This is a genomic window from Gloeotrichia echinulata CP02 (genome assembly GCA_038087035.1).
Classification (GTDB): domain Bacteria; phylum Cyanobacteriota; class Cyanobacteriia; order Cyanobacteriales; family Nostocaceae; genus Gloeotrichia; species Gloeotrichia echinulata.
Map to the genome: position 1 here is coordinate 3,040,328 of CP051187.1, position 20,044 is coordinate 3,060,371.

Annotated in this window: 22 protein-coding genes; 13 read left to right on the forward strand and 9 right to left on the reverse strand. The window is 41.2% G+C overall.

Annotated elements, in window-relative coordinates:
- The first annotated feature begins 307 nt into the window (after positions 1-307).
- The 4 genes from HEQ19_13515 (at position 308) to HEQ19_13530 (ending at position 4,872) form a co-directional block, all read left to right on the forward strand.
- Positions 308-991, forward strand: coding sequence for a Crp/Fnr family transcriptional regulator (locus HEQ19_13515; protein WYM00389.1), 684 nt, complete (start codon positions 308-310; stop codon positions 989-991).
- A 147-nt stretch (positions 992-1,138) separates the two neighbouring features.
- Positions 1,139-2,923 (forward strand): M61 family metallopeptidase, encoded by a 1,785-nt coding sequence (locus HEQ19_13520; protein ID WYM00390.1) that lies wholly within the window; start codon positions 1,139-1,141, stop codon positions 2,921-2,923.
- A 247-nt stretch (positions 2,924-3,170) separates the two neighbouring features.
- Positions 3,171-3,398 (forward strand): hypothetical protein, encoded by a 228-nt coding sequence (locus tag HEQ19_13525; GenBank protein WYM00391.1) that lies wholly within the window; start codon positions 3,171-3,173, stop codon positions 3,396-3,398.
- 586 nt (positions 3,399-3,984) lie between these two features.
- Complete coding sequence (locus tag HEQ19_13530) at positions 3,985-4,872, forward strand: hypothetical protein (protein ID WYM03395.1); 888 nt, start codon at positions 3,985-3,987, stop codon at positions 4,870-4,872.
- A 118-nt stretch (positions 4,873-4,990) separates the two neighbouring features.
- On the opposite strand, the gene HEQ19_13535 is transcribed toward HEQ19_13530, so the two are convergent.
- Positions 4,991-6,085 carry an ABC transporter ATP-binding protein gene (locus tag HEQ19_13535; protein WYM00392.1) on the reverse strand — a complete coding sequence of 365 codons (1,095 nt, stop codon included), beginning with the start codon at positions 6,083-6,085 and terminating at the stop codon, positions 4,991-4,993.
- Positions 6,086-6,155: 70 nt separating this feature from the next.
- Positions 6,156-8,435 (reverse strand): cache domain-containing protein, encoded by a 2,280-nt coding sequence (locus HEQ19_13540; protein WYM00393.1) that lies wholly within the window; start codon positions 8,433-8,435, stop codon positions 6,156-6,158.
- Between HEQ19_13540 and HEQ19_30970 the strand changes: the two genes are divergently transcribed.
- Positions 8,412-9,419 carry a hypothetical protein gene (locus tag HEQ19_30970; protein WZI67205.1) on the forward strand — a complete coding sequence of 336 codons (1,008 nt, stop codon included), beginning with the start codon at positions 8,412-8,414 and terminating at the stop codon, positions 9,417-9,419. The two genes, HEQ19_13540 and HEQ19_30970, sit on opposite strands and share 24 nt — an antisense overlap.
- 37 nt (positions 9,420-9,456) lie before the next feature.
- Here HEQ19_30970 and HEQ19_13550 read toward each other — a convergent pair whose 3' ends face one another.
- Positions 9,457-10,185: a GUN4 domain-containing protein gene (locus HEQ19_13550; protein ID WYM00394.1), complete on the reverse strand. Its 729-nt coding sequence runs from the start codon at positions 10,183-10,185 to the stop codon at positions 9,457-9,459.
- A gap of 801 nt (positions 10,186-10,986) precedes the next feature.
- On the opposite strand from HEQ19_13550, the gene HEQ19_13555 reads away from it, so the two are divergent.
- Together HEQ19_13555 and HEQ19_30975 are read left to right on the forward strand one after the other, a co-directional pair.
- Entirely contained in the window at positions 10,987-12,408 is a 1,422-nt protein-coding gene (locus HEQ19_13555; GenBank protein ID WYM00395.1) for an NADP-dependent isocitrate dehydrogenase, read from the forward strand.
- 20 nt (positions 12,409-12,428) lie between these two features.
- Positions 12,429-12,560, forward strand: a complete 132-nt coding sequence (locus tag HEQ19_30975) for a hypothetical protein (GenBank protein WZI67206.1) — start codon at positions 12,429-12,431, stop codon at positions 12,558-12,560.
- Here the strand turns inward: HEQ19_30975 and HEQ19_13560 are convergent.
- Positions 12,557-12,700, reverse strand: a complete 144-nt coding sequence (locus HEQ19_13560) for a hypothetical protein (protein WYM00396.1) — start codon at positions 12,698-12,700, stop codon at positions 12,557-12,559. The two genes, HEQ19_30975 and HEQ19_13560, sit on opposite strands and share 4 nt — an antisense overlap.
- Positions 12,701-12,860: 160 nt before the next feature.
- Between HEQ19_13560 and HEQ19_13565 the strand changes: the two genes are divergently transcribed.
- Positions 12,861-13,619, forward strand: a complete 759-nt coding sequence (locus HEQ19_13565; protein WYM00397.1) for a superoxide dismutase — start codon at positions 12,861-12,863, stop codon at positions 13,617-13,619.
- 48 nt (positions 13,620-13,667) lie between these two features.
- Here the strand turns inward: HEQ19_13565 and HEQ19_13570 are convergent, their stop codons facing one another.
- Entirely contained in the window at positions 13,668-13,850 is a 183-nt protein-coding gene (locus HEQ19_13570; GenBank protein ID WYM00398.1) for a hypothetical protein, read from the reverse strand.
- Between the two features lie 44 nt (positions 13,851-13,894).
- Between HEQ19_13570 and HEQ19_13575 the strand changes: the two genes are divergently transcribed.
- Positions 13,895-14,062, forward strand: a complete 168-nt coding sequence (locus HEQ19_13575) for an ATP-binding protein (protein WYM00399.1) — start codon at positions 13,895-13,897, stop codon at positions 14,060-14,062.
- Between the two features lie 168 nt (positions 14,063-14,230).
- Here the strand turns inward: HEQ19_13575 and rsmG are convergent, their stop codons facing one another.
- Positions 14,231-14,971 carry a 16S rRNA (guanine(527)-N(7))-methyltransferase RsmG gene (gene rsmG, locus HEQ19_13580; protein WYM00400.1) on the reverse strand — a complete coding sequence of 247 codons (741 nt, stop codon included), beginning with the start codon at positions 14,969-14,971 and terminating at the stop codon, positions 14,231-14,233.
- Positions 14,972-15,009: 38 nt separating this feature from the next.
- Positions 15,010-15,693, reverse strand: a complete 684-nt coding sequence (locus tag HEQ19_13585; protein ID WYM00401.1) for an energy-coupling factor ABC transporter ATP-binding protein — start codon at positions 15,691-15,693, stop codon at positions 15,010-15,012.
- Between the two features lie 423 nt (positions 15,694-16,116).
- Here HEQ19_13585 and HEQ19_13590 point away from each other — a divergent pair, with 423 nt between their 5' ends.
- A complete protein-coding gene (locus HEQ19_13590) occupies positions 16,117-17,052 on the forward strand; it encodes a Sll0314/Alr1548 family TPR repeat-containing protein (protein ID WYM00402.1) in 936 nt (311 codons plus the stop codon).
- On the opposite strand, the gene HEQ19_13595 is transcribed toward HEQ19_13590, so the two are convergent.
- The gene (locus HEQ19_13595; GenBank protein ID WYM03396.2) at positions 17,053-17,373 is read right to left on the reverse strand and encodes a hypothetical protein; all 321 of its coding nucleotides are present in this window, start codon (positions 17,371-17,373) and stop codon (positions 17,053-17,055) included.
- Positions 17,374-17,519: 146 nt separating this feature from the next.
- Here HEQ19_13595 and HEQ19_13600 point away from each other — a divergent pair, with 146 nt between their 5' ends.
- Positions 17,520-17,972 carry a DUF3531 family protein gene (locus HEQ19_13600; protein ID WYM00403.1) on the forward strand — a complete coding sequence of 151 codons (453 nt, stop codon included), beginning with the start codon at positions 17,520-17,522 and terminating at the stop codon, positions 17,970-17,972.
- 293 nt (positions 17,973-18,265) lie between these two features.
- Positions 18,266-18,697, forward strand: a complete 432-nt coding sequence (locus HEQ19_13605; GenBank protein WYM00404.1) for an NUDIX hydrolase — start codon at positions 18,266-18,268, stop codon at positions 18,695-18,697.
- Positions 18,698-18,835: 138 nt separating this feature from the next.
- Here the strand turns inward: HEQ19_13605 and HEQ19_13610 are convergent, their stop codons facing one another.
- Positions 18,836-19,141 (reverse strand): DUF4090 family protein, encoded by a 306-nt coding sequence (locus tag HEQ19_13610; protein ID WYM00405.1) that lies wholly within the window; start codon positions 19,139-19,141, stop codon positions 18,836-18,838.
- Positions 19,142-19,333: 192 nt separating this feature from the next.
- Between HEQ19_13610 and HEQ19_13615 the strand changes: the two genes are divergently transcribed.
- A complete protein-coding gene (locus HEQ19_13615; protein ID WYM00406.1) occupies positions 19,334-19,720 on the forward strand; it encodes a hypothetical protein in 387 nt (128 codons plus the stop codon).
- Positions 19,721-20,044: the final 324 nt, after the last annotated feature.

Here is a 20,044-nt window from a genome sequence, read left to right on the forward strand (position 1 = left end):
TAAAACCGCTGATTTCGATCCTCGCCATAATTGTTATGTTGTAATGGAACCACAGACTTTATAGTCTGACAGGTTATTGTTTATACAGCATATTTTATACCGTTGAAGACGGTTTGAAAACCTATAGCAGCCTACTTAATTAGGACTAAATTCGCGAGTGGATGTCGCAGACAAGACTCGCGTTGGACTACGCGATCGCAAATCTCAAATCTGGACATTGGTTGACGCCGATCACAGAAGATATATGTGCCGATTATGTCAGTCCTGTTAACTTTCTCTTTCTAAATCCATTTGTTACAGATATGTCATGCAGACTGAGGTTTTTAGTCAACTTTTTCCCTTATTGAGTACAGCCAATCCCCAAACTTTAGAATGGCTACTCAACGTTGCAATTGACCACGAATACCCAGAAGGGCGAGCCGTTTTGATGGAAGATGCGTGGGGTAACGCGGTTTACTTTGTAGTTTCTGGTTGGATCAAAGTCCGGCGCACCTCCAAAGATGATTCTGTAGCTCTGGCAATTTTAGGCCGTGGCGATTTTTTTGGCGAAATGGCCGTTTTGGATGAATCGCCACGTTCAACCGATGTTATAGCCCTTTCGCCAGTCAAGTTACTTAGTATCTCCAGAGAGCGTTTTATCCAAATATTGTTTAAAGACCCGCAGTTACATCACCGAATGTTACAACTAATGGTGCGGCGATTACGGCAAATAAACGTCCGTTTGCAAATGCGATCTGCACCACCAGCAGTCAAACTAGCTCATACCCTAGTCAATTTGACCGAAAGCTATGGTGAGGAATCAGACCAAGGAAAGGAAATTTTTAATATTCCTTTCAAAGATTTAGCTGAGGTAACAGAAATCAGCGTAGACGAAACAACCAAAATAATGGAAAAACTCGACGAAAAAGGTTGGATCAAAATTGATAGCGCCAATAACGTGATTTATCTGGTCAACTTCAAACAATTGATTAATTTAGCGGGTAAAGTTTAATCAGTGATGAGTGACGAGTTAGGAGTTAGGAGTTAAGAGTTAAGAGTTAGGTATTGCCTATTGCCCCTTGACTCTGCACTCTGGACTATTGTCTAATAACTCAGCACAGGCTACGCCCCCCTACCCTAACAGCACTCATCACTGAACATGACAGAAGCAACAGCAATTCGTCCTGACATCCGCACTCAAGAAAACTTGCCGACTATTCATTACCTAGTAGCAATGCCTCAACCAGAAACCCATCTGTTTGAGGTGACTTTGCACCTTGTAAACTATATATCACCAGTTCTTGATTTAAAAATGCCAGTATGGTCTCCAGGTTCATACTTGGTTCGAGAATATGCGAAGAATTTACAAGATTTTGCTGCTTTTGCGGGCGATGAAGCTTTACCTTGGCAGAAAATCAGTAAAAATCACTGGCAAGTAAATAAAAACGGCGTTTCTGAATTAACTATACGTTACCGCATTTTTGCTAATGAACTAACGGTTAGGACAAATCACCTAGATACCACTCACGGGTATTTTAACGGTGCCGCCCTGTTTTTTAGAATACCTGGTTTGGAAGGACAACCCATTCGCGTTACTATCGTTCCACCATATCCAGAATGGCAAGTTACTACGGCAATTACACAATACGGTAATAAAGTCAATACTTTTTCGGCTACTGATTTTGACACTCTTGTCGATAGTCCCTTTGAAATTGGTGCCCACAAGTTGTACGACTTTGAGGTATTGGGAAAACCCCATGAACTAGCAATCTGGGGACAGGGGAATTTGCAAGTTGAGGAAGTGATTTCTGATATTCAGAAAATTATCCATGTGGAAGCACAGATGTTTGGTGGTTTACCCTATGAACGATATGTGTTTCTGCTACATTTATTGAACCAAGGTTATGGTGGTTTGGAGCATAAAAACTGCTGCTCATTAATTTATCAGCGTTTTGGTTTTCGCACTCAAGATAAGTACGAGCGCTTTATACAATTAGTAGCACATGAGTTCTTTCATTTATGGAACGTGAAGCGAATTCGCCCCAAAGCCCTAGAGATTTTTGATTACGACCAAGAAAACTATACACCCTCCCTATGGTTCTGTGAGGGGACTACGAGTTACTATGACCTGTTGATTCCTTTATGGGCAGGTCTTTATGATGCTAAGTCATATTTGAATCATTTATCCAAGGAAATTACTCGCTTCCTCACCACATCAGGACGCAAGGTACAACCCCTTTCGGAGTCTAGTTTTGATGCTTGGATTAAACTCTATCGTCCAGATGCTAATAGCGGAAATTCGCAAATTTCCTACTATTTGAAGGGGGCAATGGTATCCTTATTACTAGATTTATTAATTCGCGAAAAGTATGGAAATCAAAGCTCCTTCAATGATGTGATGCGCCAAATGTGGCAACAATTTGGGAAGTCTGAAATTGGTTATACGCCAGAACAGTTGCAAGCAGTAATTGAATCAGTAGCCGGAATAGATTTGAGCAATTTCTTTAAACGCTACATTGATGGGACTGAAGAATTACCTTTTAATGACTATTTGAAACCTTTTGGCTTGCAATTGGTAGGTGAACAGGAACAAGAACCTTACTTCGGTGTGAAAGTAAATACCGAAAATGGGCGGGAAATATTTAAGTTTGTTGAGACAGGTTCACCAGCGCAAGCAGCAGGAATTGATTTTGGCGATGAGTTGCTAGCAATTGATGGGATTAAAATCACAGCCAGTGGGTTAAGCGATCGCCTGAAGGATTACCAACCCAACGATACTATCGACGTTACACTTTTCCACCACGACATACTCCGCACCCTCAGCGTGACTTTAGCAAATCCACGTCCCACACGGTATCAAGTGGTTCCCATTCAAAATGCTGAATCAGCGCAGCAAGAAAACTTAGCTGGGTGGTTAGGGATATCAGCTAAGAGTCTTTTTTGAAATTGCTTAGTTAGTTTTGAGGTTCGTCAAGAGTCAAAGATCCAGAGTCCAGGGTCAACTGTCCAGAGTCAAAACCTTTATTCCTTGACTCTTGACTTTTGACTCTTGACTCTTGACCCTGAATTTTTGGTGTGGAATTCCCTACCTTGTTTATCGGATAGCACACCTTTGGGTCATATTGCAAGTTTTATGGACTTAAAGTTATATTTATTTACATAAAGTTACAAAAGTTAAAAAAAGTATTGCGATGACTATCTTAATTGCATTGTTGGTTGTAGGTTGGGTAGCGGCTGCGGTTATTGGCACTCAGGCTTATTTCTTGGGAGAGCAGACCAAGCCCATCCATGAGCGTAACTGGCGTTCTGACTCCTTTGAACAATTGGCTAAGTCAATCACCGGCAAGGATATCAACTACAGCGATCGCACTCCTGCTTATGCGATGGATGCCTATGCCAGCAACTCTTTACCCCGATAATATGTCTATCAATACAGCCTCCAGTACCTGGACTGGAGGCCTCGGTTTATAAAATCTTCAAATAGTTGACATAATGTGAAGAATACGTTAACTTTATTCATATAAGCTTACAAAAGCTGAAAAAATTAAATTTTTGAACAACGACAACTCAGGGGAAAGTCTGATATTTGGGTAATTTCAGATTTTCCTTTCTTACCTCGGTCAGTGCAACCGGGGTTTTATTTTTGGGGAATTTTAACCGCAAACAGACCTAGAGTTCTTTCGATCCTTTGAAGAACGGAACCCAGCGGAAATTTATCAAGTAGGCGAAACTATGCTTACGCCTTCAGGTGTAGAGTTTTACAACCCAGCTTTTATGCTCCGACGCCAAATCATCTGCTATGAGTAACTACTTTGGCATTTGGCTGTAAAATACAATAGCCTGTGGACTGGATAGTGCCGACACTTCCAGGTCGAAGCAGGAAGAAAAAGCGGACATTTGTTAGCATTTGTTAGCTTTTTTGGATCGGAAACAGCTACACCAAAATTGGAGCATCCCAGGTGTTAGCTATTGAACCAGAGAATAAACCTCACGACCGTGTTTACCATGAAAAAATGCCAGTATCAATTTTGGTTCACCTTACTATGTTGTGCTTGTTTGGTTTGCGGATGGACTGACAAAGTGTTAGCAGCAGAAATCACCAGTAACACTACACCGATATCGAAGACAGAATTAGCTCAAGCAACGGTGACTCAAAATGTCTATGAATACCTACAACAATATCAACCAGAAACTTATCAAGTTCTGACTAATACATTAACCACAGCTATTGAAGATGCAAAACAACCTGCTGCTGATGAGGTAGCAGAGGATCTTTGGGCGTTATCTCCTAGTAATCCCAAGATAAAATGGAGAGAAAACAATGGCAAAATTGAATATTTGATGTCAACTTGGAAATATGTCAGCAATCCAACTGTAGATTGGCCAGTAGGTACGAAAAAACAATTATATTATCAAACTTGGTTGACAGCAGTTCCACAAGTGAAAGAATTTTGTCAACAATATCAAGGTGTTGATGGGAATATTCCTGATAATATTGAGCTTTCGTTGAGAATACAACAGTATTTGGGCTTAATTTTAAATAAATATTCCACGAAAACTCATTTTGTGGAACTCTGGGTAAAAGCTGAAGATTTAACTAGACCATGTATTGATTCAGAAATTGAAGATTCTAGTTGTAATCTTTTACCTGTACCCGTACCTGATAGTAGTCCTGTGGTGAAAAGTATCTACACGTCTTCTTACACCAATGCTAAGAAAGAATATTATCCTTGGACGGGTTTAGGTTATACTTATGATTGGGGAAATTCACAAAAACCCCACAAGGGTGCAAGTGAGTTTATTATTAACCCCATAGCAGGAAGTCCTGTAGAAGTAGAAGTTGCTTCTGTCACACCAACAGATATTTATTGTCAGCAGCAAGTTTTGCAATAGAAGGGATTTCAATACTGCGTAGGTTTTGCTCTTTTTGGGCATCATAGACAACAATATTTCAGGGGTTTCAGCCTACTTGATTTCCAAAACATACGCCGTATTGGAAGGGAATTGACATCTAAGGAAATATTCTCTCGCCACTATTTGGATCAAACACAAATAACTGATTTAAATCTAATTGTAGCGAAAGGCGATCGCCTGGACGTGGACGCACATCCCCACCCACCTGAACATTCAAAACCGCCGATGAATTGGGTAAATTTGTACGAATTAAAGTTTCCCTTCCCAAGGGTTCGACCAGCTTAACTTCAACTAATAATAGTGCTGAGTTTTGAGTGCTGAGTTCTGAGTTAATTATTATATGTTCTGGACGAATTCCTAAATCAACACTTTGTCCTTGAGCTAATTGTAAATTTCTGAGTGCATTTGCTAGAATAGGTAGTGGTTGCCCACTGACATCAAAACTATTACCCTTATAGATAGCGGGGATAAGATTCATTGGTGGACTACCTAAAAAAGTTGCCACCATTGCATTAGCAGGATTTTGATAAATCGTTTGCGGGTCGCCAATTTGTTGAATGCGTCCGCGATTTAGCACGACAATTTTATCAGCCAAAGTCATGGCTTCGACTTGATCATGGGTAACGTAAATAGTCGTAATTCCCAAAGATTGATGTAGCTGTTTTAATTCTGCTCGTGTATCATCTCGCAATTGAGCATCTAAATTAGATAAAGGTTCATCAAGTAAAAATACTTGTGGTTCACGGGCGATCGCTCTTCCTAATGCTACCCGTTGTTGCTGTCCACCGGAAAGTTGTTTGGGTTTGCGATCTAGGAGGTTTTCGAGAGAAAGCGATCGCGCAACTGTCAATACCCTTTCTTGAATCATCCTTGGGTCAAACTTCCGCATTTGTAACCCAAAGGCAATATTTTGGGCTACAGTCATGTGAGGATAGAGGGCGTAGTTTTGGAACACCATCGCCACATCGCGCTGTCTAGCGGGGATATTGTTTACCAGGCGATCGCCTATAAACAGTTTACCTGATGTGGCAATTTCCAAACCGGCGATTGTTCGCAAAATAGTAGACTTACCGCAACCAGAAGGTCCGACTAAAACCCAAAATTCACCATCGGGAATTTCAAAACTAATTTCCTCGATCGCGGTGACGTTGTTGAATCTACGCTTAATATCTTCTAGACGAACGTTTGCCATTGTACAATTTGGGGTGGGAAATTTCGGGTAAAAAGAACTCTCATTTATGCTCACCGAAATAAGTATAGTGTCAACCAGCTTGCAAGGGAATAGTAATCACAAATTCTGTCCCTTTTCCAGGGGTAGAAATACATTCCAACATTCCACCATGTCTTTGAGTAACAATTTGGTAACTAATTGCTAGACCCATACCCGTACCTTGACCTACAGGTTTTGTCGTAAAAAAAGGTTCAAATATCCGCTCTTTTACATTTTCTGACATTCCCAGACCATTATCAACAATGTGAATTCTCACCTGGGTTGAATCTATTTGTTTTGTGCGAATGCGAATGTTAGGGGAATCAACAGCTAAATCCGAGAATTCGCAAGTTGCTTTTAAAGCATCAATTGCATTGCTGATAATATTGAGAAATACTTGGTTAATTTGCCCAGCATAGCACTCAATCAAGGGGATTTGACCATATTCTTTAATTACCTCAATTGCCGGATGATTTTCTGTGGATTGCAGACGGTATTGTAGTAACTCCAGTATACTATCTAGTCCGTCATGAAGATTTACGCTTTTGTATTCAGCTTCATCCATTCGGGAGAAAATACGCAACATTTGCACAATTCGTTGAATTCTTTCGGCTCCTGTTTTCATTGACTGGAGTAAATGGGGCAAATCCGTCTCCAAAAATTCCCAATCTATCTCTTCTTTTATGTTCTCAATTTGCGACACATAATCATGATCATTATTTTGATAAACTTGCATTAATTTGATTAGATCATCGATATATTGTTGAGCATATTTAACATTGCTATAAATAAAAGTTACCGGATTATTAATTTCATGAGCCAAGCCTGCTACAAGCATTTCTAGACTGGACATTTTTGCATTTTCTACAAGCTGCATTTGGGTTTGTTGTAGCTGCTTTAAAGCCTCTTCTAGCTGTTGTGCTTGTTGACGAATTTGTAACTCTTTGGCGATTACCTGATCTAAGTTGCTTTCAATCCGAATAGCCATCTTATTGAGTTCACGTCCTAAAATGCCAATTTCGTCTTGACTTTGATTTTCTTCTAGTCTTATTCCCTGTTCTCCTCTACCAATAAGTTGTGCAAAATTCGTTAACCTTCGGATCGAGTCAGAAAAAGTGCTAGCGATGGGCAAAACTATAATCACAGCTAAACATAAAATACCACCACCAATGCTATATCCTGTCATTGCCAGTGTAGTCAGAGTTTGCTGGATTTTAGTTTCTGGATCACCTACATAGTAAATCCCGATAGGTTGCGCCTCAGCCAGATTTAAATCACGCCGATGGTCATATATTGGAGCATAGGTAGTTCTATAAGTTTGCCCAACAATATTGGTACTACCAACAAACATTCTTCCCTGATCGAGAACACATGTTGCAACTTCTCGCGCTACCCTGGTGCCAATTGCCCGTTTTTGACCATCATAAGTAGGTACATTTGTAGTCACACGCCAATCATAGGCAAATAGGGTTGCAGTTGAAACTCGTGAGGTATGGGTAACACTATCTACCAGTTGATAGTTGCGATTTAATAAGTTCCCAACTATCGCCAAAGCCACAATTTGATCATTTTTCTTAATTGGTTGTACTGCTATGATCCCTAAGCCGATGCGACCGTCATCAATCTTGTAAGTACCTGCAGGAAAGGGAATTTTTGACTCTGGTAAATTTTCCGTCTTTTGTGGTATTTGCCCAATATCAGCTTGTGCAGCTATCCCTAAATTTTGTATTAAATTACTACTGATTAACTCTGTTCCCGATAAACTGCGCTGGTGATTCAGGGCATTTTTCACAATAGTTAGTTCACTGAAATCAATCCCTATCGGTACGGAAACTTTTTGATAGTTCGGAACAGCAGGAACTGCATTTTTAATAGGTAAGCGATCGCTTAATTCAGAAATTATCTGTATGTTCTGGGCTATCGTGCGACCTTGTGTATCTGTAATTACATAAAAACTAGGCTTTAATTCTGTATCTATCGGTTCAGCAATTATTTTTTGCAGTAAGTCCTGTTTACTAGTAACTGCTGTAGGTTCACTAAAATCAATTCCTACCAATTCCACACTTTTTTGTAGTGCTTGCGCCATTTCCTGATAGTGTTTTTCAACTTCTTCAACATGGTGCTGCAAGTTAACTAAGTCTTTTTGCAGTGAATCTTGTTGACTCCTCAACAGACTACGTTCGGCAACTATTAAAATCCCCTGGGTTGCTAAAATAGTTGGTAAGACGGCACCACTGACAAGTAATATAGATAACTTGGTGCGAAAACTCAAGCTCCTCCATTTCTGATTGAGTGATTTGTGGGTAAATTGAGCTATTTTGTTATTTGTCATTTGTCATTTGTCATTTGTCATTTGTCATTTGTCATTTGTCATTACTCATTACTCATTACTCATTACTCATTACTCATTACTCATTACTCATTACTCATTACTCATTACTCATTTGTCATTACTCATTTGTCATTACTCATTTGTCATTACTCATTACTCATTACTCATTACTCATTACTCATTTGTCATTACTCATTACTCATTTGTCATTACTCATTACTCATTACTCATTACTCATTACTCATTTGTCATTACTCATTACTCATTTGTCATTTGTCATTACTCATTACTCATTACTCATTACTCATTTGTCATTACTCATTTGTCATTACTCATTACTCATTACTCATTACTCATTTGTCATTACTCATTTGTCATTACTCATTACTCATTACTCATTACTCATTTGTCATTTGTCATTACTCATTACTCATTACTCATTACTCATTACTCATTTGTCATTACTCATTACTCATTACTCATTACTCATTTGTCATTACTCATTACTCATTACTCATTACTCATTTGTCATTACTCATTACTCATTACTCATTACTCATTACTCATTTGTCATTACTCATTACTCATTACTCATTACTCATTACTCATTACTCATTACTCATTACTCATTACTCATTACTCATTACTCATTACTCATTACTCATTACTCATTACTCATTACTCATTACTCATTACTCATTACTCATTACTCATTACTCATTACTCATTACTCATTACTCATTACTCATTACTCATTACTCATTACTCATTACTCATTACTCATTACTCATTACTCATTACTCATTACTCATTACTCATTACTCATTTGTCATTACTCATTACTCATTACTCTTTGTCATTACTCATTACTCTTTGTCATTACTCATTTGTCATTACTCATTACTCATTACTCATTACTCATTACTCTTTGTCATTTGTCCGCTCCCCAATCCCCAATCCCCAATCCCCATTGGTAAGGGTTAAGAACCCCATCCTCAAAGTGAAAGATGGGGTGGTTAGTTTAATTTGTGGCACTCTTAGTCCAAGTAGGATGTGCTAGTAAAGAAGCAATAACGCGCACTCCCCGGAGTTGATTAGACAAGGGTAAGTGACCTCTAGGGGCGCTCAAATCCCAAGTAAACTCGTGGGGATATCTCGTCCAATTATTGCCATTTTTCCAGCCAATTTTCGGCCAAAAATTATCCCAGTTTTTACTTAAACCTAACCAGATTTCTCGCTGTACCGAAAAACCAAATTTACCCTCAGAGTGGACTAGCCAGAGGGTATTAATTGTTTGCAAGTCTATAGCAGGAAAATTGTCAATATCAGTAAAATACAACCATTTTCTTTGTATTGCAGTAGGACCTGCGACTTCACACATCTTTTGAATTGTCAAGCGATCAGCCGCTTGAAAGTCTTGGGTAGCAAGTACTTGTTGCAAAGGATTATAATTAATCCCAGACTCTGATTTTAGAGGTACAATTCCCTCAGGAAAATAGGAAAGCAGAAATTCTTTGACTTTAGGTGCATCAGAGTTGTAGAGGACTTGATAGGCTTTGCCATCTACCCAATTTGCTGGGGTGTCACGACGTTTCAGTAAAAACTCCATTAATACATCTAACCCCTCATTACCCAAGTCAGCTAACTGTGGGATTATTTGTAATTGGAGTTGAACTGACCCAGCGATTAAAGGTTGTCGAAGGGAGTCGATGTCATTAGCAGGGCTTGATACAATCATTGGGTCTGTCATGCCATTACTCGTTTTAGCGGGAGCGTGAAAGTGCGATCGGCTATCTGTTGTTCTACAGGGTGAAGCAGTGATAGCGAAAAGTAGTGTACCGGAAATTTGGGTTGAAAGCTTCGCCCTTCTAGGGCGACTTTTGGTAAAATGTAATTGGTTTCAGGTTGAAAAACCCCTAGGACGTGCCCGACAAATTTGGCTCGGCAAAAGGAGCTAGTCCTAAGCTGACAATTTTATAGACAAAGTTATACTTATGTTGACAAATATTGAGAAAAATCAAGATAATTTAGTTGAAAAAATCAAATACTTGATATATAATATCAAGATATTAAGTATTGGATAAGACTATTGCCGACGCGAAAACCAAGCTTTGATAGTGATAGTCTTTTGGAAAATCTTAAGCATTAGAAAGATCGCGTTGGGCTACAGCGTGTAAGTCTACTGAGGGATAACCGCTCCCATGCTCCCGTTGAAGTAGAAAGTAAAGTCTAGCTTTGTCTAGGTTTTATATAGCAGCAATCCTGAACGGGCTGTGATTAGCCCAAGAATCTCCGCCCGAAAAGTGCGGAGATATGTCGATGGTTTTGATCGTACAAAATAGCGATAGTTTCACTGAATCGCCCACTCCCCAGTTCTACAAGGGGAATCAGGGGAAAATCTGCGCCTCAAGGGACTGGAAGGGACTGGAGACAAGGAAGGGGAAATTTTCAATTGTTCATCCCCCCAATTCCCAATTCCCAATCCCCAATCCCCAATCCCCAATCCCCAATTTCCCATCCCAGTGCCATATCAATCAGGAGTATGTGATATATGTACGACAAAATTACCCCCCCCACAACTGGAGCAAAAATCACCTTCAAAAATAGTGAGCCAGTTGTACCGGACAATCCAATTATCCCTTTTATTCGAGGCGACGGCACAGGGATAGATATCTGGCCTGCTGCCCAAAAAGTGCTTGATGCGGCAGTAGCTAAGGCTTATAATAACCAGCGTCGAATTAGTTGGTTCAAGGTTTATGCTGGGGATGAAGCCTGCGAATTATACGGTACATACCAGTATTTGCCCCAGGATACACTGACCGCAATTCAAGAATATGGTGTAGCGATTAAAGGCCCGTTAACCACTCCCATCGGGGGCGGGATTCGTTCTTTAAATGTGGCACTGCGGCAAATTTTTGACTTGTACACCTGCGTGCGTCCTTGCCGTTACTATGCAGGGACACCCTCACCCCACAAAAATCCCGAAAAACTCGATGTGATTGTTTATCGGGAAAATACGGAAGATATCTATTTGGGAATTGAGTGGCGACAAGGGAGCGAAATAGGCGATCGCCTGATTAAACTCCTTAATGAAGAACTTATCCCCGCTACCCCAGAACATGGCAAAAAACAAATTCCCCTCGATGCTGGTATTGGTATCAAACCCATCAGCAAAAAGGGTTCCCAGCGCCTTGTAAGACGCGCTATTAAGCACGCCCTGTTACTCCCCAAACACAAGCAACAGGTGACTTTGGTGCATAAGGGTAATATTATGAAGTACACCGAAGGCGCTTTCCGCGATTGGGGTTATGAACTGGCGACCAGCGAATTTCGCCAGGAAACCGTCACCGAACGGGAATCTTGGATTTTGAGTAACAAGGAAAAAAACCCCAATCTCTCCCTAGAAGACAACGCCCGTCAGATTGACCCTGGGTTTGATGGTCTAACAGAAGAGAAAAAAGCGCAAATTGTCAAGGAAGTTGAAACAGTTCTTCACGAAATTTGGGAAACCCACGGTAACGGTCAATGGAAAGATAAAATTTTGGTCAATGACCGGATTGCTGACAGTATTTTTCAACAAATCCAAACCAGACCCGATGAATATTCGATTCTGGCGACCATGAACTTGAACGGCGATTACTTATCTGATGCTGCTGCGGCCATTGTTGGCGGACTGGGAATGGGTCCTGGCGCGAATATTGGCGACGCCTGCGCCATCTTTGAAGCCACCCACGGTACAGCACCCAAACACGCCGGTTTAGATCGGATTAATCCCGGTTCGGTGATTTTATCCGGTGTGATGATGTTGGAGTATCTGGGTTGGCAAGAAGCTGCAGACTTAATTAAGAAAGGTTTAGGAGATGCGATCGCCAACGGTCAAGTCACCTACGATTTAGCACGTTTGCTAGAACCACCCGTAGAACCCCTAAAATGTTCTGAATTCGCCGAAGCGATTATTCAGCATTTTGGTTAATTAGGACTGGGGATTGGGGATTGGGGACACTTCGGCAAGCTCAGTGCATCGCTGGGGATTGGGGACACTTCGGCAAGCTCAGTGCATCGCTGGGGATTGGGGACACTTCGGCAAGCTCAGTGCATCGCTGGGGATTGGGGACTGAAGGTTAATCAACAGAAGGTGAAGTTTGGAGTTCGGAAGCTGAAGTTTCGAGTTCCGAGGTTGAAGTTTCGAGTTCGGAGGTTGAAGTTTCGAGTTCCGAAGCTGAAGTTTCGAGTTCCGAGGTTGAAGTTTCGAGTTCCGAAGCCAAAACTTGAACTTCTACTCATCCCCAATCCCCAATCCCCAATCCCTAATCCCCAATCCCTAATCCCCAATCCCCAATCCCCAATTCGCTAATTTTTTGTCGCCAAAATCGAAGAAAATAAAAACTACGAACAGATTTTAATTGCTTCGGCGCCAAAACTTTTATGACTATAAATCGACGCCATTTCTTGTTTTTGGTAACAGCAGGTGCAGGTACATTTGTATTAGAGGCTTGTGCTTCAACAGAAAAATATTCTAGTAGTGCTAACCAAGCTAGTCCAGGTAATACGCCAGAGAAAACCGAGGCTATCCAGCTACCACCTTTACCCTATGCTTACGAAGCGCTAGAACCACACATCGATGCTAAAACGATGCAGTTTCATCATGATAAACACCATGCAGCTTATGTAAAAAATCTAAATGCGGCGTTAGACAAGTACCCAAAACTCAAAACCAAAAGTGTTGAAGATCTGCTAGGTAAACTTAACAGAGTACCAGAAGATATCCGCCAAACAATACGCAATCATGGCGGTGGACATGTGAACCATTCGATGTTTTGGCAAATTATGAAGCCAAACGGCGGTGGAGAACCTACAGGAGAAATTGCTACAGCAATTAATAAGACTTTTGGTAGTTTTGCAGAGTTCAAAAAACAATTTAACGCAGCTGGTGCTGCTCATTTTGGTAGTGGTTGGGTTTGGCTTGTCCGCAATCAAAAAGGCAAGTTAGAAGTAACAACTACAACTAACCAAGATAGTCCTTTAAGTGAAGAAAAATATCCCATTTTGGGCAATGACGTGTGGGAACACGCATATTATCTCAATTATCAAAACCGCCGACCTGATTATCTAGAAGCTTGGTGGAATGTAGTTAATTGGGACGAGATTAACAAGCGATTTGCAGCAACCAGTAAATCTGCTTAAGAGACTGACAACAGATTTTTGGCGTTGCTGAATGAAAATATGACAAGGCTACGCAAGAGGCGCAAAAACTAATACCAATGCAAAAAATCTTTGCAACACATCGATAATCTGTAGGGGCGCAAGGCCTTGCGCCCCTACCCTATCTGTGCCATTCTTTTTTGAAATTTGCATTTCATATTTCATATTCAAAATCAGCAACGCCAAAATTTCAGTGTTTTGAAATTTATTCACGTATCTGGGAATACCAAGTCCAACACTCTCAAGGATTTAGTAGCATGGTTAGCACCCAAGTCAATATTCCCGGATATCAAGTCAGCGAGCAACTCTACAACGGTTCCAGAACCCTGGTTTATCGAGCAGTGCGAGAGATTGAAGTTAATTCAACTCCAGAACAAGGCACAGAATTTATTATTTATCTTCCCATTTGGGCTAGCAGCAACTGAAGATAACAACGCTAATTAGTAATTACTAATTACTAATTACTAATTACTAATTACTCATTACTAATTACTCATTACTCATTACTCATTACTTAAAGAACGCGAAAAATAACTTTTCCCACTGCAAATTTTACTCAGCAAGGATTGGAAAGGATTGTGCATGAATCGCCATCACAGTGGCTTTTGAGTCGGTACACCAACAGCACGGGGAAAATTAGCTGGTGTATTGGCTATTTTACGCACATACAAACAATGGCGAATACTATCACTGAGCGGTGTAGTAAATTGTTCAATCAATTCAATCACACCACCCAACTGAGGAACAGCATTTTCCAAAGCCGTGGTTTCTTCATCTGTCCAATTACCACGGTAAATTACTGCTAAACCACCCTTTTTGAGTAAAGGTAGCGCATATTCTGCACAGACTGAAGCTGTCCCGACAGCTCGAATTAACGCCATATCATAATTTTGTCGGTGCTGGCGTTCCTGACCGATTTCTTCAGATCTACCAATCAAAGTTTTTGCATTAGTAAGAGCTAATGTAGTCAATATTTTGTCAATAAAATTAACTTTTTTTCGCGTGGAATCCAGCAAAGTAATTGTGCAATTAGGTAAAGTAATTGCTATCGGTACACCAGGAAAACCTGCACCCGTACCAATATCAATTACAGATCCACCTGCTTCGAGAACCGGGATAAATTGCATTTTTGGCGCAATTCCCCGCAAAGAATCCCACAGATGTTTTTCCCAAAACTCTTGAGGTTCGGTAATGCGAGTTAAATTTAATTGACTGTTCCCTGCTAAAATTAATTCATATAACTGCTGGAATTGTAACTGTTGTTGGTGAGTTGGTTGCCAATTGAGAGTTTGCTCCCAGATTTCTGCCATTTTAGGCAATTTGTCATTGGTCATTTGTCATTTGTTATTTGTCATTTGTCATTGGTCATTTGTTATTTGTCAACGGCTAACGGTTCAGGTTCTTTAACTTTTGCTCTTAGGGTTGCGGGGTCAACGGCTTTTAGTTCGCCGTGGTTGAGTGTCCAGCAACGGTCTGCGATCGCCAATAAATCGCCTGCATCGTGTGTTACTATCAATAACGTCCAATCTTGTTTCAGTTTCGCTAACAAATTTACCAACTGTCGCCGCATCGACCAATCTAAGCCGGCGGTAGGTTCATCCAATAAGAGTAAATTGGGTTGGCGAATTAATTGTACAGCTAAAGCTAAACGCCTTTGCTGACCACCACTCAGCGCGTGGGGAGATGCGGAGAGTGATAAATGCTCTAACCCAACTTCACTCAATGCAAGTTTTACTCGCTCTGACCCTAACTCAGGATGCCCTAAACGCAATTCCTCTAAAATTGTACCACCGCAAAAGTGGCGCTCTGGAAACTGAAACACTAACCCAGCCAGTTGTTGTAGTTGTTCGGCGATCAGTTCTTGTTCGCGCCAGAAGACTGCGCCAGATGTAGGTTCGGCTAGTCCAGACAAAATTTCTAGTAAGGTACTTTTACCAGAACCACTAGGACCAATAATTAGCCCTAGCTGTTGGGGTGCTAATTCTAGGTTAGTTGATTTCAGAATCGCTGTGGGGCAAGCTGTCGGATGATAAATTAAATTTCTGAGATAGAGCATTTGTTAAGATGACCAAAAGTTGGCGAATAACTAATTAACTACGATTAATTACACCGAGAGAAACTGGAAAATTTCCGAAACATTCATAGCGCATAACCTGCGTTAAAACCTTAATCTAACAGCCAAAATCATTCTCTGTTGTTAGAAGTTATAAGTGTCTCTTGGCGAGGAACTTGACCCTGACGACAAAAACCAACCCACCCTGGGAGAACAGACTGGGCTTATAGCGATGTGATTCCATTGTGGCAGATTTCCCCCTGAAGAATGGCTACAACAGTATGGGAACCTGGGAAAATTACCGTAGTCAACCTGTTTAGAAAATTTTGGCTTAAACAGACACAAGTTAAGGTTAACCATTTTTTCTGCATTTTATTTTAAGTAACACAAATCACAATTTCAACCGCAATTATTCTGAGGGTTACAATGGGTAAACGGTTTTCTGCTCCTCAAGCAATTGTGTTGGCTAGACTCACTAGCCTCCTTCAGGGGACTTTTGTAGCGGCGATCGCACTGAATCTGTGGATGAATCCCTCCTTTGCTGGCGATCCCTTTCGTACTAGCGAACCGCGCAAAATTGGCGACCAAACAGAAGCAGCTTTTAAAGCCATTTTCCAACAAGGGAACTATCCAGCAGCAGAGAAGTACCTAAAACAAGCACTATCCCGTGAACCAAATGAACCCCTAGCCTATGCCATGAGAGCATCATTGGCATACGGTAATAAGGATATGGCTACATTAGACAGCTACAGCAAAAAAACTTTAGAAACCGGACAAAAATTAATTGCTACCGACCCTTTACGCGGGAATTTATATACTGCTGTCGGTAATTTTTTAGAAGGAGCCGTAGTTATTACCCGTGAGGGTGCAAACGGCGCAGCAACCGCCTTAAGTCGCCTACGACAGGTCTATGAGTATTTAGACAAAGCAGAAGCGATTTCTCCCAACGATCCAGAACTGAATTTAATCAAGGGTTATATGGATTTGTTGCTAGCGGTGAATTTACCTTTTGCGAACCCAAATCAGGCTATTCAAAGGTTAGAACAAAATGCTGGACCTCAGTATTTAGTGGATCGTGGTATTGCTCTTGCCTATCGCGATTTAAAATCATACTCTCAAGCCCTAGAATATGCCAACCGCGCTCTCAAAACTACATCCGATAACCCAGAATTGTATTATCTCAAAGCCCAAATCCTGCATGAGCAAGGGAAAAAAGAAAACAGCCAGCCACTGATTCGAGATGCGATCGCTAATTTTGACACAGCTTTAAGCAAAAAATCCCAACTACAGCCTAATTTAGTCACACAAATTCAGTCAGAACGCGATAACGCTGCTAACCGTCTGAAGAATCTCGGTGGTTGATTAGGGAATGGGGATTGGGGATTGGGGATTCGGGGGGATGGGGAGAAGTTTCAGCCTCAGAACCTCAAACTCCAAGCTCAGAACCTCAAACTCCAAGCTCAGAACCTCAAACTCCGACCTCAGAACCTCAAACTCCGACCTCAGAACCTCAAACTCCAAGCTCAGAACCTCAAACTCCGACCTCAGAACCTCAAACTCCAAGCTCAGAACCTCAAACTCCGACCTCAGAACCTCAAACTCCGACCTCAGAACCTCAAACTCCGACCTCAGAACCTCAAACTCCGACCTCAGAACCTCAAACTTCAGCCTCCCAATCCCCAATCCCCGGTCACTGAGCGGAGCCGTTCGCGTAGCGTCTCGCAGAGAAGTGCAATCCCTGGTAACAGAGCGGAGCCGAAGTGCAATCCCCAACCCCCAATATTGATATGCTGGTGTTGAGAGGAAAATAATTGAGATATTAAACGCAAATGCAAATCGAGTTTCGTGAAGTTAATCCTTTTGATGTCTGGATTTGGTTAAAGTTCAGCACCATTCCCTCTGCGCGGGAAAAACAGTATATAGAAGAGGTTTTTAATTCCTGGTTTTATTTAGGCAAATTAGGTGCATTTAATGCCGAAAATCTTCAGGTACAGGACACAGGTCTGGAAATCAGCCATATGAATTATGACCAACAAGGGTATGATAAAAGCTTGCTGGCTTTAATGCACAATATGGGTGAATTTGAATATGAGGGTGAATGGGGACGTTGCTGGTTTGACTTAGGAACCAGTGATGCGATTTCCCTGGATATTTTAATTAACGCTCTCACCCAGCTAAGTGAAGAATATGTCACAATTGAAGAATTGTACATTGGCGGCGAAAATGCAGATTGGCCAGTCGAGGATAGCGAGAGTCGTTCCTACTCAATTTATGACAATTAGGGAGTACCAAAAAATAAATTACCCAATAATATTTGATTTGATCTCCTAGGGTGCGTCAGTCCTAGATATTCAAACTGCAGCAGTTATACAGCAATTTTCATTTCTTTGAACCACAGATCCTTGTAGGGGCGCAAGGCCTTGCGCCACAAAAGCGTGGTCTATTTACCTGAAAATCATTGTAATATCTGTACCTCATTTACCTGCAATCTGCTATATATTATTTTCTGACGCACCCTACAGATTGGGTATTTTTTAAACTGGAAGTCCCTGAGACAATTAATTAAGTTACCACAATGAACAAACCAGGCGAAATTCGGGTAATAGTTTTGGCGCTAATTCGAGATGGCGATCGCATATTTGTATCCGAAGGAATCGACCCCCTCAAGCAAGATACATTTTATCGGGCTTTGGGTGGTGGTGTGGAATTTGGCGAAACAAGCCGCGTAGCTTTAGAGAGGGAATTTCAAGAAGAAATTCAGGCAGAATTAACCAATATTCGCTATTTGGGATGTATAGAAAACCTGTTTATATTCAACGGTAAACAGGGACATGAAATCATTCAACTTTACCAATGTGATTTTGCAGATCCCAAATTTTATCAAATTGAAAGCTTAACTTTTTCTGAGTCAGAAAGTCGTAAACATCTGGCACTTTGGATAGATATAGCCCGCTTCAAATCTGGAGAATTACGCTTAGTACCAGATGTATTTTTCGATTATTTGTGAATTACAGCAATTTTCATGCAATAACCACAGGGTAGGGGCGCAAGGCCTTGCGCCCTGGAAGATCATCGAACGACGCCAAAAACCCTAATTTTCCCCTACCGTATGGCGTAGGGGCGCAAGGCCTTGCGCCCTGGAAGATCATTTTCCGCCGTAAAAAAAGGCAATTTCTTTCTCTTTCAACGGTGCAAAACCAGCCTCTGCAAGCAATGTGTCGAGTTCGGCTTGGGCGATGTGTTTGGCGCCGATGCGGACAATACGCGATCGCATAGTATTTGAGACACCACTACGCTGTCTATTGGCCTCTAATGCCATAACTTTAGTATACAGTTCTAGCTTGGCAGGCGGAATGGCAGAACCGTCAAAATCAATTCCCCGTGCGATCGCTTCATCAATAGCATCAGCACCTGTGGTAGTTTCATTCCCTGGATTGGTTTCAGTAGGCATGGCAATTTGCTCTTAAGGCTATAGGTAGATTTTACCAGCCAGACTGACATGTTTTTTCGTGGTCAACCGTCAAGCGTCAACCATCATTCCAAGCTGTATTTTCCTCCTAATGCGTTAAATGTGTCTATACACTTGTCAGTTTTCCCGATTTTGGTTTAATCTCAAACCAACGGTATAGCAATAGGTGATGCTATGTCTGACGCCCAAACTCCCCAAAATAAAGACCGTACCCTCGAAAAAGCGCTGACCAACAAAATCATAGACGATTATTTTGACAACTCGGAAAGTTGGCTCAGAGCCATTTTGCGGATGTGTATCTTCTCCTTGGCACATCTGGATGGCGAACCAGTTTTCGTTGTTGAATGTCCGAATCAAGCAGTCGCTAAACGCCTAAGTCGCAAGACTTATCCTTTTCGAGGAATTGTATATTATTTAATTGACAATTTTAATGGTAACGATCGCAGTCTGTTTTGCTATCAAGAAACTAAAGGGGGAACCTGGCGCTGTTTTGATACCAGCACTAACTCATGGAGGACTCTGACTAATTTGCAAATGCCTACACGTTCAACAGATAGTTGATTAATGACTACAGTCCTTAGGAAAGACCTGTAAATATTCTGTAACGGTTACTTCTGATGGGAGTAACTATCAGAAATCACTCACGAATCATACTATTACTCTGTCAAGATAAAAATGATGGACTGTAGTGCGGGCATCTTGCCCGCGTGAGCGAGACGCTCACACTACCAAAAATCCCTCAAAACAAAATTGACAGACTACTATAAACCCGGTTTCTTTTGTAGTGCTTCCACGAATAAAGGCACTATTTTTGCTAGAAACCGGTTTTTTGTGTAGTCCAAAATTTTTTAGGTAGAATGTTACTTTAGCAGCATTTTTGGGAAT

Bases quoted from the DNA above. Each gene is read 5' to 3' on its own strand.
- rsmG (WYM00400.1), bottom strand. From the start codon at position 14,971: ATGACCAATGACAAATTGCCTAAAATGGCAGAAATCTGGGAGCAAACT.
- HEQ19_13605 (WYM00404.1), top strand. From the start codon at position 18,266: ATGAACAAACCAGGCGAAATTCGGGTAATAGTTTTGGCGCTAATTCGA.
- HEQ19_13555 (WYM00395.1), top strand. From the start codon at position 10,987: ATGTACGACAAAATTACCCCCCCCACAACTGGAGCAAAAATCACCTTC.
- HEQ19_13590 (WYM00402.1), top strand. From the start codon at position 16,117: ATGGGTAAACGGTTTTCTGCTCCTCAAGCAATTGTGTTGGCTAGACTC.
- HEQ19_13520 (WYM00390.1), top strand. From the start codon at position 1,139: ATGACAGAAGCAACAGCAATTCGTCCTGACATCCGCACTCAAGAAAAC.
- HEQ19_13610 (WYM00405.1), bottom strand. From the start codon at position 19,141: ATGCCTACTGAAACCAATCCAGGGAATGAAACTACCACAGGTGCTGAT.
- HEQ19_13600 (WYM00403.1), top strand. From the start codon at position 17,520: ATGCAAATCGAGTTTCGTGAAGTTAATCCTTTTGATGTCTGGATTTGG.
- HEQ19_13530 (WYM03395.1), top strand. From the start codon at position 3,985: ATGAAAAAATGCCAGTATCAATTTTGGTTCACCTTACTATGTTGTGCT.
- HEQ19_13615 (WYM00406.1), top strand. From the start codon at position 19,334: ATGTCTGACGCCCAAACTCCCCAAAATAAAGACCGTACCCTCGAAAAA.
- HEQ19_13515 (WYM00389.1), top strand. From the start codon at position 308: ATGCAGACTGAGGTTTTTAGTCAACTTTTTCCCTTATTGAGTACAGCC.
- HEQ19_13575 (WYM00399.1), top strand. From the start codon at position 13,895: ATGGTTAGCACCCAAGTCAATATTCCCGGATATCAAGTCAGCGAGCAA.
- HEQ19_13535 (WYM00392.1), bottom strand. From the start codon at position 6,085: ATGGCAAACGTTCGTCTAGAAGATATTAAGCGTAGATTCAACAACGTC.
- HEQ19_13540 (WYM00393.1), bottom strand. From the start codon at position 8,435: ATGACAAATAACAAAATAGCTCAATTTACCCACAAATCACTCAATCAG.
- HEQ19_13565 (WYM00397.1), top strand. From the start codon at position 12,861: ATGACTATAAATCGACGCCATTTCTTGTTTTTGGTAACAGCAGGTGCA.
- HEQ19_13525 (WYM00391.1), top strand. From the start codon at position 3,171: ATGACTATCTTAATTGCATTGTTGGTTGTAGGTTGGGTAGCGGCTGCG.
- HEQ19_13550 (WYM00394.1), bottom strand. From the start codon at position 10,185: ATGACAGACCCAATGATTGTATCAAGCCCTGCTAATGACATCGACTCC.
- HEQ19_13585 (WYM00401.1), bottom strand. From the start codon at position 15,693: ATGCTCTATCTCAGAAATTTAATTTATCATCCGACAGCTTGCCCCACA.